The 16,486-nt window shown below is 40.6% G+C and carries 19 protein-coding genes; 9 read left to right on the plus strand and 10 right to left on the minus strand.

The genetic code is table 11. The annotated features are described in order from the left end of the window. Window positions 1-9: 9 nt before the first annotated feature. The 6 genes from AC4MCD_RS07690 to AC4MCD_RS07715 all read right to left on the minus strand — a co-directional run bounded on the left by AC4MCD_RS07690 (window position 10) and on the right by AC4MCD_RS07715 (window position 5,309). The gene (locus tag AC4MCD_RS07690) at window positions 10-375 is read right to left on the minus strand and encodes an immunity protein Imm33 domain-containing protein (RefSeq protein WP_419365231.1); all 366 of its coding nucleotides are present in this window, start codon (window positions 373-375) and stop codon (window positions 10-12) included. 131 nt (window positions 376-506) lie between these two features. Beyond that, window positions 507-1,109 (minus strand): nitroreductase family protein, encoded by a 603-nt coding sequence (locus AC4MCD_RS07695; RefSeq protein WP_034706681.1) that lies wholly within the window; start codon window positions 1,107-1,109, stop codon window positions 507-509. 415 nt (window positions 1,110-1,524) lie between these two features. Further along, entirely contained in the window at window positions 1,525-2,016 is a 492-nt protein-coding gene (locus AC4MCD_RS07700) for a hypothetical protein (RefSeq protein ID WP_034707227.1), read from the minus strand. Window positions 2,017-2,354: 338 nt separating this feature from the next. Further along, entirely contained in the window at window positions 2,355-2,528 is a 174-nt protein-coding gene (locus AC4MCD_RS07705; protein WP_419365233.1) for a hypothetical protein, read from the minus strand. A gap of 236 nt (window positions 2,529-2,764) precedes the next feature. Continuing rightward, a complete protein-coding gene (gene fumC / locus AC4MCD_RS07710) occupies window positions 2,765-4,159 on the minus strand; it encodes a class II fumarate hydratase (protein WP_180053664.1) in 1,395 nt (464 codons plus the stop codon). Window positions 4,160-4,298: 139 nt separating this feature from the next. After that, window positions 4,299-5,309 (minus strand): NAD-dependent epimerase/dehydratase family protein, encoded by a 1,011-nt coding sequence (locus AC4MCD_RS07715; RefSeq protein ID WP_034706304.1) that lies wholly within the window; start codon window positions 5,307-5,309, stop codon window positions 4,299-4,301. A 69-nt stretch (window positions 5,310-5,378) separates the two neighbouring features. On the opposite strand from AC4MCD_RS07715, the gene tusD reads away from it, so the two are divergent. The 4 genes from tusD to AC4MCD_RS07735 are packed head-to-tail and all read left to right on the plus strand — an operon-like array spanning window position 5,379 to window position 6,770. Then, window positions 5,379-5,747: a sulfurtransferase complex subunit TusD gene (gene tusD / locus AC4MCD_RS07720; protein WP_004785936.1), complete on the plus strand. Its 369-nt coding sequence runs from the start codon at window positions 5,379-5,381 to the stop codon at window positions 5,745-5,747. A 44-nt stretch (window positions 5,748-5,791) separates the two neighbouring features. Further along, window positions 5,792-6,142: a hypothetical protein gene (locus tag AC4MCD_RS07725; protein WP_005235449.1), complete on the plus strand. Its 351-nt coding sequence runs from the start codon at window positions 5,792-5,794 to the stop codon at window positions 6,140-6,142. A 17-nt stretch (window positions 6,143-6,159) separates the two neighbouring features. Continuing rightward, complete coding sequence (locus AC4MCD_RS07730) at window positions 6,160-6,444, plus strand: hypothetical protein (RefSeq protein ID WP_419365237.1); 285 nt, start codon at window positions 6,160-6,162, stop codon at window positions 6,442-6,444. 14 nt (window positions 6,445-6,458) lie between these two features. Continuing rightward, window positions 6,459-6,770, plus strand: a complete 312-nt coding sequence (locus AC4MCD_RS07735) for a TusE/DsrC/DsvC family sulfur relay protein (RefSeq protein ID WP_005235445.1) — start codon at window positions 6,459-6,461, stop codon at window positions 6,768-6,770. Between the two features lie 109 nt (window positions 6,771-6,879). On the opposite strand, the gene AC4MCD_RS07740 is transcribed toward AC4MCD_RS07735, so the two are convergent. From AC4MCD_RS07740 to ybaK, 3 genes are all read right to left on the minus strand, one after another. After that, a complete protein-coding gene (locus tag AC4MCD_RS07740; RefSeq protein WP_419365238.1) occupies window positions 6,880-7,362 on the minus strand; it encodes a hypothetical protein in 483 nt (160 codons plus the stop codon). Window positions 7,363-7,426: 64 nt separating this feature from the next. Then, window positions 7,427-8,680 (minus strand): YncE family protein, encoded by a 1,254-nt coding sequence (locus tag AC4MCD_RS07745; RefSeq protein ID WP_419365239.1) that lies wholly within the window; start codon window positions 8,678-8,680, stop codon window positions 7,427-7,429. A gap of 209 nt (window positions 8,681-8,889) precedes the next feature. Then, window positions 8,890-9,357 (minus strand): Cys-tRNA(Pro) deacylase, encoded by a 468-nt coding sequence (gene ybaK, locus AC4MCD_RS07750; RefSeq protein WP_005235440.1) that lies wholly within the window; start codon window positions 9,355-9,357, stop codon window positions 8,890-8,892. Between the two features lie 1,033 nt (window positions 9,358-10,390). On the opposite strand from ybaK, the gene aroQ reads away from it, so the two are divergent. From aroQ to accC, 3 genes are read left to right on the plus strand one after another with little or no spacing between them, the layout of a single operon-like run. Then, window positions 10,391-10,846: a type II 3-dehydroquinate dehydratase gene (gene aroQ, locus AC4MCD_RS07755; protein WP_004785950.1), complete on the plus strand. Its 456-nt coding sequence runs from the start codon at window positions 10,391-10,393 to the stop codon at window positions 10,844-10,846. A 16-nt stretch (window positions 10,847-10,862) separates the two neighbouring features. Continuing rightward, entirely contained in the window at window positions 10,863-11,279 is a 417-nt protein-coding gene (gene accB / locus AC4MCD_RS07760) for an acetyl-CoA carboxylase biotin carboxyl carrier protein (RefSeq protein ID WP_004785952.1), read from the plus strand. 18 nt (window positions 11,280-11,297) lie between these two features. Continuing rightward, window positions 11,298-12,668, plus strand: a complete 1,371-nt coding sequence (gene accC / locus AC4MCD_RS07765) for an acetyl-CoA carboxylase biotin carboxylase subunit (RefSeq protein ID WP_175967543.1) — start codon at window positions 11,298-11,300, stop codon at window positions 12,666-12,668. 61 nt (window positions 12,669-12,729) lie between these two features. Here the strand turns inward: accC and AC4MCD_RS07770 are convergent, their stop codons facing one another. Then, entirely contained in the window at window positions 12,730-13,176 is a 447-nt protein-coding gene (locus AC4MCD_RS07770; protein WP_180179365.1) for a hypothetical protein, read from the minus strand. Between the two features lie 325 nt (window positions 13,177-13,501). Here AC4MCD_RS07770 and AC4MCD_RS07775 point away from each other — a divergent pair, with 325 nt between their 5' ends. Next, a complete protein-coding gene (locus AC4MCD_RS07775) occupies window positions 13,502-14,932 on the plus strand; it encodes a sensor domain-containing diguanylate cyclase (protein WP_180179315.1) in 1,431 nt (476 codons plus the stop codon). A 49-nt stretch (window positions 14,933-14,981) separates the two neighbouring features. Next, a complete protein-coding gene (locus AC4MCD_RS07780; protein WP_419365245.1) occupies window positions 14,982-16,472 on the plus strand; it encodes an amidase in 1,491 nt (496 codons plus the stop codon). Window positions 16,473-16,486: the final 14 nt, after the last annotated feature.

The following is a 16,486-nucleotide window of genomic DNA, read 5'->3' on the forward strand; positions in this document are numbered from 1 at the left end:
GGTCTTCTTTTAGTTTTCTTCTTTCCAGACATCTTCATAATCATCTGCATCAATCATGAAGCGGTAGCCCTGCTCTAAAGCCAGATAAGGTAAAACTTCAGGGGCGACATCCTGTAACTCACGTACAGTCATGGTTTCAAAAGCATCTTCATTTGAAGCCAGTTCACCACCATAAATATACCAGCTAATATTTTCGTCTGTCTCAGGCTTTCTACGGATTCCGACAATTGGATCCTGCTTCAAGGTATGTACAGCCACTGCAACGACATCATCACCACTTACTTCTATATAGGCAGAACCGACCTCTTCACACAGCAATTTCTGCTCTGCAATCAGTTCCTGTAATGGTGATAATTTTTGCGTGTTTTTCGACATTCGGTTTAACTCATTAAATTCTTTAAATACCGCTTTAGTTTAGCCTAGTTTTAAAAAATCTAATGCGTATTTTTATAAACTACCTGAAGATCTGTCCTTAAAAAGGATTAAAGACAGATCGGAAATAAAGCTTATTGGAAAACTTTGAAGCGTTGATCATCTTCAAGATAATCTTTCGCACGCGCTTCGCCTTCAACTGAACCAAATACCAGTTGAGCACGAAGTTTCCAGTTTTCTGGAATATCCCACTCTGCATGAACCTGCTCATCTACAATCGGATTATAGTGTTGTAAAGATGCACCCAGGCCTTCAGTATGCAACGCTGTCCAGGTAGAGAACTGAGCAATAGCAGTTGAATGTTCTGCCCAGATTGGGAAATTCTCGGCATAAGATGGGAATTGCTCTTGCAAGCCTTTTACTACATTTTGATCTTCAAAGAATAAAACTGTACCCGTACCTGCAGCAAAGGTTGCCATTTTTGCAGTCGTTTTTGCAGCACTTTCTTCATCTTTGGCATAGCTTTTTAATTTATCAGCGACAAAGCCCCAGAATTTTTCATGTTCGCCATTAAATAAAATAACGGCGCGAGATGATTGCGAGTTAAAAGATGACGGACTTTGCTTAATCGCATTTTGAATCAAATCAGTTAAATATTCAGGAGACTGTTCTACATTTTTACCAATGGCATAAATAGTACGGCGTTTTGTAATTAAATCTAAAAACTGATTCGACATTCGGTTAAATCCTTGGATATATCTTCGGGAAAAATGGAACCTTCACTTATTTTTATGAAGGAATTCTAATGAATAAGAACTCTATGATTCATTTACTCACAAGTACTGATAGCTTAAAAAAATATGACTGGAATAGCTATATTATTAAAGTAATATCTTTATATATTCTTTTGATAAAGAATAGTTTTTTAATTTATTTTTTATCAAATGATAAAATAAATGCCCTTTTCTGAGTCAATTTCTGTTTTAAAATAAATCACTATGTTCAATGATGTAGCAGAAAGTTTTTTTGATGATAAATATAGAAATTTGCTTAGGCTATTTATTATGAGGGAAATGTCAATCCTAAGAAATCGCTATATAAAATCATCCCCCAATTTGGAGGATGAAATTGAATGAATCAGCTTAAATTTTCTTAGAATTTAGCATTAAGCACTTGAGCAGAGACTTTATTTTTCCAAAGATCACGTAAGGTTGGTAAATAGAATTTTTCACCTAGTTCTACCAGTTCAGCATCAATCAAGCCATGCACATCATGCATAAATAGATAATCCAGATCCACACTAGAAAGCTTAAGATGTTTCTTCTGATATTCTCTGCGTTTTTGCTGCGCCTCTTTCACCAACTGATCTGCAAATGTCTTATCTTTATACTGGGTGATCGCATTTAAACGCAATTCAATAATGCCCCAGCCTGTTAATAACATCTGAAATGTCTCAAAGTCCTGAGTGGTTGATTCCCAGGTCATTTCATCAAGATTTTCATTTTCCGGGAGAACAGGTAAAAGAAGTTCCATTACACTTGGAAAAATCTTTTTAAAATTCAGAATAAATTTAACAGGATGCTCACCTGGATAATCCTTGAATTGAATCTTTTTTTGAACATCTGTTAAATAAATATCAAGCATTAAATTTTCCTTAAACAACCTGCCATTTTATGGATGTTTATTCATAAGCCATAGAAACTCATGCTGAATAAACGACAAAACAGCAGTAAAAACGAACTGCATTTTAGCAGCTATATACGCTTATTCAACGTTAATTCGGTATGAGAAGCCATGTGAATAGGCTTTAACACTAAAAAAACTTCAATAGTTATCTCTAAACATCCTTCTAATACGATTTCACCCGTAATTTTAGATTCTTTCTTTTATTTGCTCATGAATCTTCAAAACTAAGAACTCCTGATGAGCAGAATAAAAAAGCCCACTCATAGAGCAGGCTAAATAAACAATTATGAGTTGAGTTAATCTATCTCACCTGTTTTGCCGGTTCCCATACATTCGATACACTGTTTAGCTTCCACAACGTTATAGCCGGTACCGCTACAGCTGCTACACTTCTTTTTTGTATAATCTGGATATAGATCCTCATCTGGATAGGGCTCTTCCAGATCAAAATCATCATCAAAGTCAGTCATCACCCTTACCTCATTTTTCTAGTTATCAGGGAATTTCTATTAGTAATCCTTCGTTGTATATCTGTCAAAACCTGAACGATAGATGGTTCATAGCATTTAATAAACAAGCTCAATTGAATAAGAATTTTCTAGCAAAAACATGTGCTTGTTATTTTATTAAAATTTGTATGAATAATCCTTAGATATAATAAAGCCCACATTTAGAGGGCTTTATTATTTAACCATAATTAGAAGACTTATTTTACGTTTGGAGCCACCATATTTTCAGGACGAACCACCTGATCAAACTGTTCTGCAGTTACCAATCCGAGTTCTACTGCGACCTGTTTTAAGGTTTTACCTTCTTTATAGGCAGTCTTGGCCACTTTAGCTGCATTCTCATAACCAATCACTGGATTTAATGCAGTGACCAGCATTAATGAATCATGCAGGAAGTGCTCAATCTTGTCACGGTTAGGCTCGATTCCGACTGCACAGTTATCGTTAAAGCTGTTACATGCATCGCCAAGCAGTTGAATAGACTGCAACAGGTTATAAGCAATCACTGGCATAAAGACATTCAGCTCAAAATTCCCTGATGCACCGGCCACATTAATTGTCGTGTCATTCCCTAAGACTTGGGCAACTACCATAGTCATGGCTTCACTTTGAGTCGGGTTCACCTTACCCGGCATAATACTTGAACCCGGTTCATTTTCAGGAATACGTAATTCACCAAAACCACAACGTGGTCCACTCGCCAACCAGCGAATATCATTGGCAATTTTATTCAGGCTAACGGCTAAAGTCTTTAAAGCACCTGAAGCAAAAACTGCTGCATCACGGCCGGCCAAAGCTTCGAACTTGTTAGGAGCGGTGACAAAAGGCAAGCCTGTTAATTTAGCCAGAGTATCCGCAGCTTTAACAGCATAATCTGGATGGGCATTGAGGCCTGTACCGACGGCGGTTCCGCCTAATGGCAGTTCATATAACCCTTGCAAAGCCTGATACAGTCGAATTAAGGCATGATCCAGTTGAGAGACATATCCACTGAATTCCTGACCTAAAGTTAAAGGAGTGGCATCCTGAAGATGGGTACGACCGATTTTTACAATCTCGGTAAATTCCTGAGATTTGGCATGCAAGGTATCACGTAAACGTGTCACTGCCGGTATTAGCAGTTCATTGATCTGTAAGCTAGCTGCTACATGAATCGCAGTCGGAAAAGAGTCATTGGTCGATTGAGCGCGGTTGACATGATCATTTGGATGCACAGGCTTTTGTGCACCTAAAGGATTACCCAGCTTCTGGTTAGCAATATTGGCAATAACCTCATTACAGTTCATGTTACTTTGCGTGCCCGAACCGGTTTGCCATACCACTAGCGGGAACTGGCTATCCCATTGACCGCTGATCACTTCATCCGCAGCACCGATGATATAGGTCGATAACTCATGAGGAATCTGGTTTAACTCGGCATTGGTGATCGCAGCTGCTTTCTTGACCAAGCCCATGGCACGAATCATGGCGCGTGGCAAATGCTCATTGCCAATCTTGAAGTTCTGTAGACTACGCTGAGTTTGTGCGCCCCAAAGTGCTTCACTCGGTACAGCGACTTCTCCCATCGTGTCATGTTCAATACGTGTTTGCATGCTCAACCTCAATTGTTATTCCATGTTTTACTCATTTAGACAGCAGCTTCAATGCTGTACTCAATTCATTCATCTTAATGAGTTTGATTACTTTTGCAAATGATAATTATTATCAATAATTAACTTATAGGATTCTTAATCACTGCCCTCTTAATGTATTCTGATAAAACAGCCATTCATCCTCTAACATTTTCCTTAAGGTATAGCGTGGCTGCCAATGTAACAACTGTTGGGCTTTATCCGTATTAGCACCCAGTTGATCCATTTCGGCATGCGGATATGGCAAAGCATCTACTGTAGGAACTGCGGATTGGGTGACTTCTGCAACCTGATCCAGCAAAGTCTGCATTGAGATTAGCTCTCCAGCAATATTAAAGGCTTCACAAGTCCATTGTTGCTGCTGCGAGAGCCAATGTAGCGACTTGAATACCGCATCACAGACATCCATCACATGTAGAAAGCTGCGTTCTACCGTATAGTCTTCGGTCTTGGCCTGACGGCGCAATTCCAGATATTCACGCTGCTTCGCACCCACCTGCATGGCCAGAGGCACAATATTCTTTGGTAGAGGTGGTACCCATTCACCTAAAATGCCATTTTCAAAAGCACCCGCAACATTGGAAAGACGTAACATCGCAATACGCCATTCATTATCCGTCTTGGCAGTATCCCGGATGATTTCTTCCACCATCTGCTGTGATTTAATATAAGGGTTTGGATAAGTGTAATTGAAAGCCTGATCTTCTTTTAAATCCGTTCCGGAATGGCCATATACAGCCAATGAAGATAAATGTACCAGATTTCGCACTCCGGTACGCTGCATGGCACGCATCAGACTCATGATACAGCTGACATTATCATTATAATATTCAAGTGGTTTTAAAACTGATTCTTCTAATGATTTAAAGCTTGCAGTATGAATGACAGCCTGTACCGAATTCTGTTCAAAAACTTTATTTAGTGCTGGAGTGTTACGGATATCAATTTTGACAAAAGGCACATAGCGGCCAGAAATAAATTCAAGGCGTTCTAAGGTCTGGAGACTGGCATTGGCCAGATTATCGACCACAATGACCTCTAGTCCTTGTGCCATCAGACTTAAAGCAATATGTGAGCCTAAAAAGCCTAAACCACCCGTCACTAAAATCATTGTATACTACCTACTTTCTTTGTAGCCAAGATCATCATCCCGCGTTGATCAAGCCTGTAGTGAATTTCGATGAGCACCTTAATTCTTGTTACCTCCGCACCGACTTCTATTTATGCCTGGCATGCGCTTGGACTCGCCCAAGCTTTACAACATAAACAAGAAGCTTTCCGTGTATTTTTCTATCAAGATGGCGTGTCGGTCGCAAATGCATTGCAATGGGTGCCCGACGACCAGCGTCATCTCACACGTTCCTGGCAGGATCTGAATATCCGCTTACCCGTTTGTGTCAGTGCAGCCTTAGCGCGTGGGATTACAGATCAGGAAAATGCTCAACGTCACAATATTCAGCAACATAATCTTGCTGATGGTTTTGAATTGGTCGGTCTAGGTGAGCTTGCTGATGCTGTTCAGTCCTCACAACGTCTAATTCAATTCTAGATGCTTCATTTTTCAGGATGTGTTGCTTTTAAAAGGAATCTTGTGTGAAATCTGTACTTGTTATATTAACCCAAGCCAACCTAAACAGTTTGCAGGTGCATGAAAGCCTGTCTGCCACGATGGTACTGGCGACCTTCGGGGCTGAAGTTAAAGTATTACTCCAAGGCGCGGCCTTGAGCCTTTTACGTTCTGAGCTGCAATTTGATCAGCTGAAACATGCCTTTAAACTGGCTTCAAATCTGGTGGATAGTTTCGAATTTTATGACCTAACCCCAATTCTGGTTGAACAGAAAAATCAGGATTCTCCTTTTGTAAAGCAAAGCGAACAGGAGATTGAGTTGATTGAACTCAATTCAGAATTCGTTCAAAAATTTGATCACGTATTGTATTGGTAAGGACGAAGGATAAATAAATGTCAGATCAAACCCTTTACCTGATCCAGTCAGATTATGCAGCGACGGCGTCAGTCCTTGATCAGTTAGCACAGCTCCATGCTTTAGATGATCAGGTGGTCCTGATGGGAGAATCTATGCTGTATCTGGACCATGCCTTCGTACAGCAACTACCGCAAGTTTATATCCTAAAAAATGATGCAGAAATTCTGATCTCACCTTTATCGGAAAATGTTGCTTTACTCGACTACTCCGAATTTGCAGATCTATGTCTGAAGTTTAATCGTTGCATCTCAATGAAATAATCCATGAGTCAAATATGAATCTAGAACTGGACCAAGATGGTCATTTAGTCGATTACACCATCTGGAATGAAGACGTTGCCCAAGTACTGGCAGATACACTAGAACTTCAACTTACTCCTTGGCATTTTGAAGTGCTACAGGCAGTCCGTCAATTTTATCAGCAGTTTGGGCATTCTCCTGCAACCCGCCCGCTAATTAAGTTTTTGATGAAGACAGTCAGCCCGGAAATTAACAATGCCTTATTACAGGAAAAGTTTAATACGGGTTTAGTGGCACGTCATTTAAGCCGACTGGCTGGCATCCCGAAACCCGCGAACTGCTTATAAGTTTTACTCTAAAACATGAATGAAGAAAAAGCCCGTAGAAACGGGCTTTTTCTTATTAAGCTTATCTATGATCTGTATTCACAACTAAATAAAGCTTTAAACCGGAAGATTAAAAACTTTTCTGATCCAATGCATTTAAAGCTTGATCCAGCTGTGGAGAGATTTCAGGCAGAACTTTTTGCAAAAATTCTATTTGAGCTCTCGCCTCTTCTGGAGCAACGACCTGGGCATTCACCAGATTCTGCTGTTGTACCAGCAAACGATCTAGCTGGCGATAGTCTGGTTTTTCACCTTGACTTAAGCCATTCATCATTTGGGTAAAATCCAGATAAAGCTGCTCTCGCTGTTGTAATAAGACCTGCTGTTCAGAATCCACTTCCGGGTGTCCAGCCGTTCTTGCCGGTACAGCTGTTTTAGGATTTAAATTCGAAGTAATCAGTGACTTTGCTGGAAAAGTCATCTGATCATCAGGTTTCAGTATATTGAATTCTGCCTTATAGATATCCTTATGAACCTGATAAGCAATCCCAACCAGAATACCGGTCAATAACATTCCCGCCAGCAGATATAAAGTAAGTGTTTTGTTCCTCATATATGCCACCTACAATGCTTAGAGCAACGTTCATAACACATTGCTCTTTTTAAGCCATTATTTGCTACGGCGTAGACCAGTCTGCTGGGGCATAACCGATCCGGACACGCTGTGGATGATTGCCTACAGGTACACTGGTCACTTTATTGCCTGTCGCGAAATCAATTACGGTCACCACATCCGTTTCACTTTCTGAAATGATACAGCTACGGCCATCCGGACTTCGGGTAGCCCAGTATGGTTTACCTGCAGGAATCAATTTTCCGGCAGTCAGACTCTGACGGTCGACAATGGTGGCGTAATTATCCATCGTGCCCGCAACACAGAGCTTTTCACCGTCTGCACTGATCGATAACCCATGATGACGGGAATCATTTACCCATTTGGTGCGGGCTTTGGGAATACTATCGCTACCTGGCAACTGCCCAATACGGGTCACTTTATTCTGGTTTAAGTCATACTCAATCAAACCATTAAAAAATGATACCTGAGCATAGAGTTTACTTTCATCCTTGCTAAAGACCATCGGCCGCACTGAATTAGATAAATCTTTTCGACCAAACGCATCCAATGCCGGTCTAAAGTCAATTTTCTTAAGCACCTGATGGGTATTGGCATCTGCAATGGTGATATAGCGTTTACCCTTGGTGAAATCCTGCCACTGCGCATCAAGAGAGGTTTCTACATTACCAATGGCCGAGTTCAGAATTTTTCTGCCATTATCAAAGTAGATATTTTCATGCGGTTTATCACCCGTCGCAAATCGACCAAGTTCCTTACCAGTATGAATATCCAGTACATGCACCACATTTCCGGAAGATGCGGAAACCGCGACACGCTGGCCATCTGGTGAAACTGCCATATGATCCGCGCGGAAGCCTTCAACTGGAGTACGCCAGTTAATCTTGCCTGTCTTGATGTTAATCGAGACCACATCGGCAAAACTTGGACGGGATGCGACCACTGACTGTCCATCTGGTGTGGAATACATATCGTCGACCAGCTGATCATTACCTTCACCCGCAGTAGCTTGAATATAGGTATAGGCAATCAGTTTGATTGGATTGAGATGAATCTCCTTCAGACGCTCCTTACGATCAGGAATCATGTTGATCACACCAACCTTGCCAAAGTCACCTGAAGATCGAATCACTGTGACTGTTCCATCCCAGTTATTACCTACAAAGAAAACTTGCTGGGAATTGGGCGGTTGAGGCAAGGTAGACGAATCTGCCTGTGCAGTTGAAAAGACTGAGAGCATGGCCATCGCGGACAAGCTCATACAGAACCGTGATAATTGTTTTTTCTGGATTTCCATGCGGTATTCTCCATATTTTCTATTTTATTATTTTTATCTTTGTTCAATCCACAGTCAGGCCGTGGATCTCAATCATCCACTATACAATGAAGAAAAAACCATGCTGAATTTTCCGACAGAATAGAAATATAAGAATCCAGAAAAGTTGAAGCGTCCATTGATATGAACGCTTCTCAGTAAGATAGTTTTATTGAAGAATACTTAAAATTTTAGATATCCAATACATCCACAAATTTTGCATCTAGGACCTTAGCCAGATCCGCAGGTTTTAAACCAATATCCAGCCCACGTTTACCCCCACTGACATAGATTTTATTCAGCTGTTCTGCAGATGCATCAATGACAGTTTTTAAGCGTTTTTTCTGCCCAACTGGACTAATTCCACCGACAAGATAACCCGTTAGACGTTCTGCCTGTTTAGGGTCAGCCATTTGTAACTTTTTACAACCAAAGGCTGATGCTACTTTTTTCAGGTTTAACTGATGGTTGACTGGAAGAACTGCCACAAAATACTGCTTCTCATCCGTGACTAATAACGTTTTAAATACTTCTTCTACTGCTAGCCCTAACTTTTCTGCCGCTTCCAGACCAAAGCTTTTGGCATTAGCATCATGTTCATATTCGTGAATGCTATATTCAATTTTTTGAGATTTTAATAATTTGCATGCAGGTGTCATAACAGCTTCGATAGTATTTTGACGGAATCTTCATTATAGCTTATCAATTCTGCTTGGGTTTTATTCTGTGATTCTCCATAGTCTATACAATCAATATATGTTCAAAATACAATCAGATACCATTACCTTTTAATCCGGCATATCTATTCATATCGCACTTTAACCGAACTTAGCTATCTCATTTATCCTTCTAATTCCTCATACCATCCTGGTATTAAGCTTAAAAATTCATCATTTAAAAACTTAGGCAATATTCAGATGAATAACAACGCCTATACATGAAGTGCCATTTTGCCAATGTTATTGAGCGAACATAAAGAATAAAAAATAAAGGGAATACTTAGAAAATTGAGCACATTCGTCAATATTAGACGAGGCCAATAAAAGATTAATGAAGAATCATAAGTTTTTAATTTTACGTTTGTGATCAGTATCATTTAGCCAATGTTTAGTAGCAATGAGCCTATCTTTTTTTGCAGAAAAATAATGTGTTATTTGCTTTACTAGCGACATAAAATCCATTTAATACTAAACTTCAGTTCATACCATTTATCAAATAACTTTTTGATTTTTATTCCAAGTTTGATATTTTAGTTTGCATAATAATGAATAGAATAAAATTTTGATTCATCCAAAAATATAATGAAAACCCGGTCTTTTACTGATCACCATAATTTTTGATATGAGCAGAGACTTCGACTAATAATTTTTATTTTTGACAAGCCATTGCCGAATAAACACCCAATTTAAAAGAATTATGAATAAACATTGAGGTCTAACTTACACAGCATAAATGTAACAATTCAGCCAATTCATCTAAAATATAAAAATGATGTAAAAGACAAAGATTTGGTAGTTTTGAACATTGCTAAATGCTTGCAAAGTTTTCATTATATGGCCACTGCGTGGTACATGCTTTTCTATGTCAATTCAAAGAAATTATAAAAATAATGTAGGAATTCATGCCATAATAGGCGAAGTTTGTAGACATCTTGCAAACCTATCCTGAAACTTTTTAACTGGAGCACCATAGATGACTTCGACCATTTTGGTTATTCATGGACCGAATTTAAATTTGCTAGGAAAGCGCGAACCCGAAGTTTATGGTTATTTAACTCTAGAAGATATTAATCAACAGCTCACTGCTCAGGCTGAAAAAGCTACTTTACAACTTGACACTTTCCAGAGCAACTGGGAAGGCGCAATTGTTGACCGAATTCATCAAGCCCAACAAGACGGCGTGCAATATATCATTATTAATCCTGCTGCCTTGACGCATACCTCAGTTGCAGTTCGTGATGCACTTCTTGGCGTGGCAATCCCGTTTATTGAAGTCCACCTGTCTAACGTCCATGCACGTGAGGCATTCCGACATCATTCATATCTATCCGATAAAGCTATTGGCGTGATCTGTGGTCTAGGTGCAAAAGGCTATGCTGCCGCACTCGACTATGTCATTGAAAAAATACAATCTTCTAAACAATCTTAATTAGGAATACTGTCTCATGGATATCCGTAAAATCAAGAAGCTCATCGATTTGATGATTGAATCTGACTTACAGGCGATTGAAGTTAAGGAAGGTGATCAGTCGATCGCTCTGACTCGTCGTAATCCAGTAGTTGCAGCAGCTGTTCCTGCAATGCCTGCACCTGCAGCTGACGTCCCTGCAGCTAAATCTCCTCGTGGTGCAGTTGAAAAATCTCCAATGGTTGGCGTGTTCTATGCAGCTCCAAGTCCAGGCGAAGCACCTTTTGTAAAAATTGGTCAAACTGTTTCTGCTGGCGAAACACTGGGTATCATTGAAGCAATGAAAATCATGAACCCGATTGAAGCAACTCAAAGCGGCGTGATTGAAGAAATTCTGGTGAAAAATGGTGAAGTGATTCAGTTTGGTCAGCCACTTTTCCGTTACCGCGCCTAATCACTTCGGGGATTCATAATGTTGCAAAAAGTTTTAATTGCAAACCGAGGTGAGATTGCCCTGCGCATCGCCCGAGCTTGCAAAACTTTAGGAATTAAAACAGTCGGTGTCTATTCAGACGCTGACAAAGACCTGATGCACTTACGCTTCTGTGACGAAGCCGTGTGTATTGGTCCTGGCGCGAGCAGCGACAGTTACCTGAATATTCCAGCCCTGATTACAGCCGCTGAAATCACCAGTGCAGATGCCATCCACCCTGGTTATGGCTTTTTATCTGAAAATGCTGAATTTGCTGAAATCGTAGAAAGTTCTGGTTTTATCTTCATTGGTCCACGTCCGGAACATATTCGCCTAATGGGGAATAAGGTTTCTGCGATTATTGCCATGAAAAAAGCGGGTGTACCAACTGTACCTGGCTGCGATCATGCCGTGACGATTCACAATGCGCTTGCTGAAGCCAAAGAAATTGGTTTCCCGCTCATCGTGAAAGCGGCTTCCGGTGGTGGTGGTCGTGGTATGCGTATTGTAGAACGTGTAGATACCCTGCTTGAATCAGTACAAGCCGCACAGCGTGATGCAGAAATGTGGTTTGGCGATGACACGGTTTATATGGAACGTTTCCTGCAAAAACCGCGTCACGTCGAAGTACAGGTTCTAGGCGACGGTAATGGTCATGCGATCCATTTATATGACCGTGACTGTTCTTTACAGCGTCGTCACCAGAAAGTGCTTGAAGAAGCGCCAGCGCCTAACCTGCCAGAACAGGCTCGTGCTGACATTCTTGAAGCCTGTGTCAATGCTTGTAAATTGATGCAATATCGTGGTGCCGGTACATTCGAGTTTCTGTTTGAAGAAGGTGAATTCTTCTTTATTGAAATGAATACCCGTGTTCAGGTAGAACATCCTGTGACTGAAATGGTCACCGGTATCGACATCATTGAGCAGCAGTTACGTATTGCGGCTGGCTTAGGTCTGGATATCCAGCAAGAAGATGTACGCGTACAAGGTCATGCGATCGAATGTCGTATCAACGCAGAAGATCCATCGAACTTTATGCCATCTCCAGGCAAAATCGAGACCTTCTATGCGCCAGGTGGTGCAGGTATCCGTTTAGACTCTCATATCTATCCAGGTTACAGCATCCCGCCATATTATGATTCTATGATTGCCAAGCTAATTGCCCATGGTAAAGACCGTAAAACTGCAATAGCACGCATGAAGCAGGCCTTGGATGAAATGATTCTGACAGGTGTGAAGACCAATATCCCATTACACAAAGATCTGATTCTTCAGGATGAAAATTTCTGTGAACAGGCAATGGATATTCACTATCTGGAAAAACATTTGTTGAAGCAGCTTGAAGGTGCTGAAGACAAAGAAAAAGCTTGATCCGAGACTTGATCTAATATAAAAACCGCTGAATTCAGCGGTTTTTATATCTAGCCTTCAATCAAGGCAAAATGCGTCGAAGTACAGCAAAACATTGCTCTGCTTTTTCATTGGCACAGAAATTAATGGTATTTGAGTTCTGCCACTTCACAAAATACTGCGAAATCTCGCCTGACTGATCCACCTGATTGCCGGAACAGTCTTTTTCATTATTGTCGTATTTCACCTGCATAATCAGCGCTGGAATCTGTGCAGCCGGATCTTGTGAAGGCTGATAGTCATACAGCCCTGTGGTCCATTCTGAACCGCTTTTAATCACGACGTTGTTATTGCCTTTAAAATTATAGTATTCAACACATTTCTTATTATCTGGAATTTCCATTCCCCATAGCCCAACAATTTCAGGACGGGTATTAATAGTAAAGGTATTCGGAACTTCGATAGGTTTCGTAATACTACTTGCAGCTTGATTATTGTTTTCTGTTGCCATTAGCCAAGATGAGTTCATGAGCAAGACAAGGCTAAGACAGGTTTTTTTCATATTCACAGGCTTCGTTTCAATCCTAATAATTAATTTTAACTTATCATATTTTTCGGGATCATATTCTGCTCTGCATCAGTTTAAATACCGAAATAAAACAAATTTTTATCATTATAGTTTAAAAACATGGATTTCCTTTTTTAATTTTTTTGTATATATTTCGTATACAAACGTATATTGATAACGTAAGTAAAAACAGATTATTCCAAGAATAAAGTTGTACTTTTGGGTAAAAAGCATTTCCCAAACAAAGTGATATTTCACAAATAAAAATTAGATACAGGACTTAGATTTGCGAATACCTCGAATCACAGACCAGAACTTGAATCCTGAAACATATGCCTACTTGGTCATTCTTTTCATTATTTTAGTGACTTGTTTGATTGGCATTATGACCAGAACACAGGATTACTTAGCCATACTCTGGCCTGCTAACGCTGCCTTGCTGGCCATGTTCTTACGCTTCCCGCATTTAAACAATATGGGCGGGTGGCTAGGTGCTTTCTGTGCATTTATGTTTGCTGATCTGGCGACAGGTAATAATCTATTACAAAGCCTGTTTCTAACACTTGCTAACCTGATTAGTACGATTGTATCGCTATTTTTTATCCGATATTTCCAGATCAATTATAAGTACTACAATACTGGTTTCACTTTCGTGCATATGTTTGGCATCTGCGCATTCGCAGGATGCTTGGCCAGTGCAGCTTTTGCCGTGGCTACCTTACCCAATCTTCCTCATTCCTTTATGACCAAGGAAAATTTATGGATAGATTTTGGGCTGTGGTGGACAGGTGAAATGGTAAATTACATTATTGTCCTACCGCTTTTTCTAGCCTTTCCTAGAACCAAAGATCTCAAGTATTTATTTAAAAACCGCAGAAAGAAGCAGAACTCTTTTAGCTATCTGCTGCCAGCAGGTACGGTAATCCTGTGTATTATCCTGAGTAATATTTTTGTCGGTCCAGGTGCCCTGCTTTATCCGTTGGCAGCTTTAATCTGGGCAGCACTGACCTATCGCATCTTCACAATTGCAATTATTAATGCCTTTGTAATCATTTTGATGTATTACAGCCTGACCCAGTTCTATGCCACTACACATGATACGTTGGCAGACTCGACCATTTATATCTCATTAAGGATCGGACTATTTATGCTAGCATTATCACCGCTGATCCTGTGTATCATCAGTCAGAACCGCAATGATCTGTTTAAACGGGTATTGTATTTGGCCAATCATGACAGTCTGACGCGTACCATGAACCGGCATTTTTTCTTTCAGAAAGGTGAATATTTACTACAACATTCCAAGAGTGTGCAGTTTTCCCTGATTATGCTGGATATTGATCATTTCAAACGTTTAAACGATCATTTTGGCCATCATGTGGGCGATAAAGTACTGCAACACTTTGCTGAAATCATCCGTTCTAATTTACGTTCTCAGGATCTGTTTGCGCGTATTGGTGGTGAGGAATTTGTGATTTTGCTTTGGGATACCAAACCATCTAAGGCCCAGTTTATTGCCGAGCGTATTCGTGAACTGGTAGCTAAAACGCCAATGTATCAACCTGATGGATCACCTTTATCGATTACTGTGAGTCTCGGGATTACGCATCAACATGCCCCGCTTTCTCAGGATTTACAGCAACTGATCAATACCGCGGATCAGGCCTTATATCAAGCCAAACACTTGGGACGTAATCAGGTGGTGCTTGCATCCTGAACTGAAACCCTCTACAACCTTATAACAATATCAACGCTAGGGAATGCAGATGAAATTTGAAGAATACTTACAATACGATGGATTAGGACTGGCTGAACTGGTTAAAAATAAACAGGTGCATTCAAGTGAACTTTTATCAGTTGCCTTAGAACGCAGTGCAAATATTAATCCTGAAATCAATGCCATTATTATTCCCATGCATGAGCATGCCTTGCAACGTACCCAGCAAGATCTGTCTGGTCCGTTTGCCGGTGTTCCATTTCTGGTCAAAGACCTGTTTCAGGAATATGCAGGTTATCCGACGTCTTATGGATGTCAGGGTTTAAAGCGCATCGGTTATATCGCCGAGACTAATGCTGAAATTGTTAATCGTTGGGAACAGGCAGGTATTGTGACCTTTGGCCGTACCAATACGCCTGAATTTGGAATTAAAGGCATTACCGAGCCTGATGCCTGGGGGAGCTGTAAAAACCCATGGAATTTAAGACATAACAGTGGTGGCTCGTCAGGCGGTTCTGCTTCTGCTGTGGCAGCCGGCATTGTGCCAATTGCTGGTGCAGGTGATGGTGGTGGCTCAATTCGTATTCCGGCTTCCTACTGTGGTCTGTTTGGTTTAAAACCAAGCCGTGGACGTACGCCGTGGGGACCGCAAATGAGTGAAGCAATGCATGGTGCTGCCATTCAACATGTACTTACCAAGACTGTTCGGGATAGTGCAGCAATGCTGGATGCCACCCATGGTGAAGATCGCAGTTCACTGTTTACCATTCAACGTCCGCATACACATTATCTGGAAGTGATTCAGCAACCACCAAAAAAATTAAAAATCGCATTTAATACCCGTTCCAGCATCGATACGCCTGTTTCTCAAGATGCTATTAAAGCGGTAGAACAAACTGCCCGTTTACTGGAATCTTTAGGTCATGAAGTCGTTGAGGATCAACCGCAGATTGATGGCATGCAACTGGCTAAAGATTTTATTACGACGTGGTTTAGCCAGTTTTCTTATATGCTGGACGAAATCCAGAAAGGCTATCCATCCAGATCAGGCGATTTTGAACTAGATTCTCTGGCTCTGGCTGCTTTTGGTGCCAAAACAACGGCGATTGAATATATCCAGAATCTGACTAATTGGGGACAATATGTAACCCAGATGAATCATTTCTTTGATGATTATGATCTCTACCTGACACCAGCCACAGCCACTGTTGCACCCAAAAATGGCGAAGTCAAAACACCAAACTGGCAGAAGCCGATTCTTAAAGCTCTATTAAAAATGAATAAGGCACATTTATTGGCACAAGGTAAGCTGGTCGATCAGATTGTAAAAGAAAACCTGAAATGGGTGCCATTCACGCAGCTAGCCAATATTACCGGCCTCCCAGCAATGTCTATACCGCTTTACTGGAATGAAAATAACTTACCTTTAGGTTCACAGTTTATTGCACCATTTGCCCGTGAAGATTTACTGTTGCAACTGGCCGCTCAATTAGAACAGGCTCAGCCCTGGTTTGATCAATATTCCAAAATCCGCATTTAATTATTCAATCGTAT

It is taken from the genome of Acinetobacter sp. CAU_H_78, from assembly GCF_058599365.1.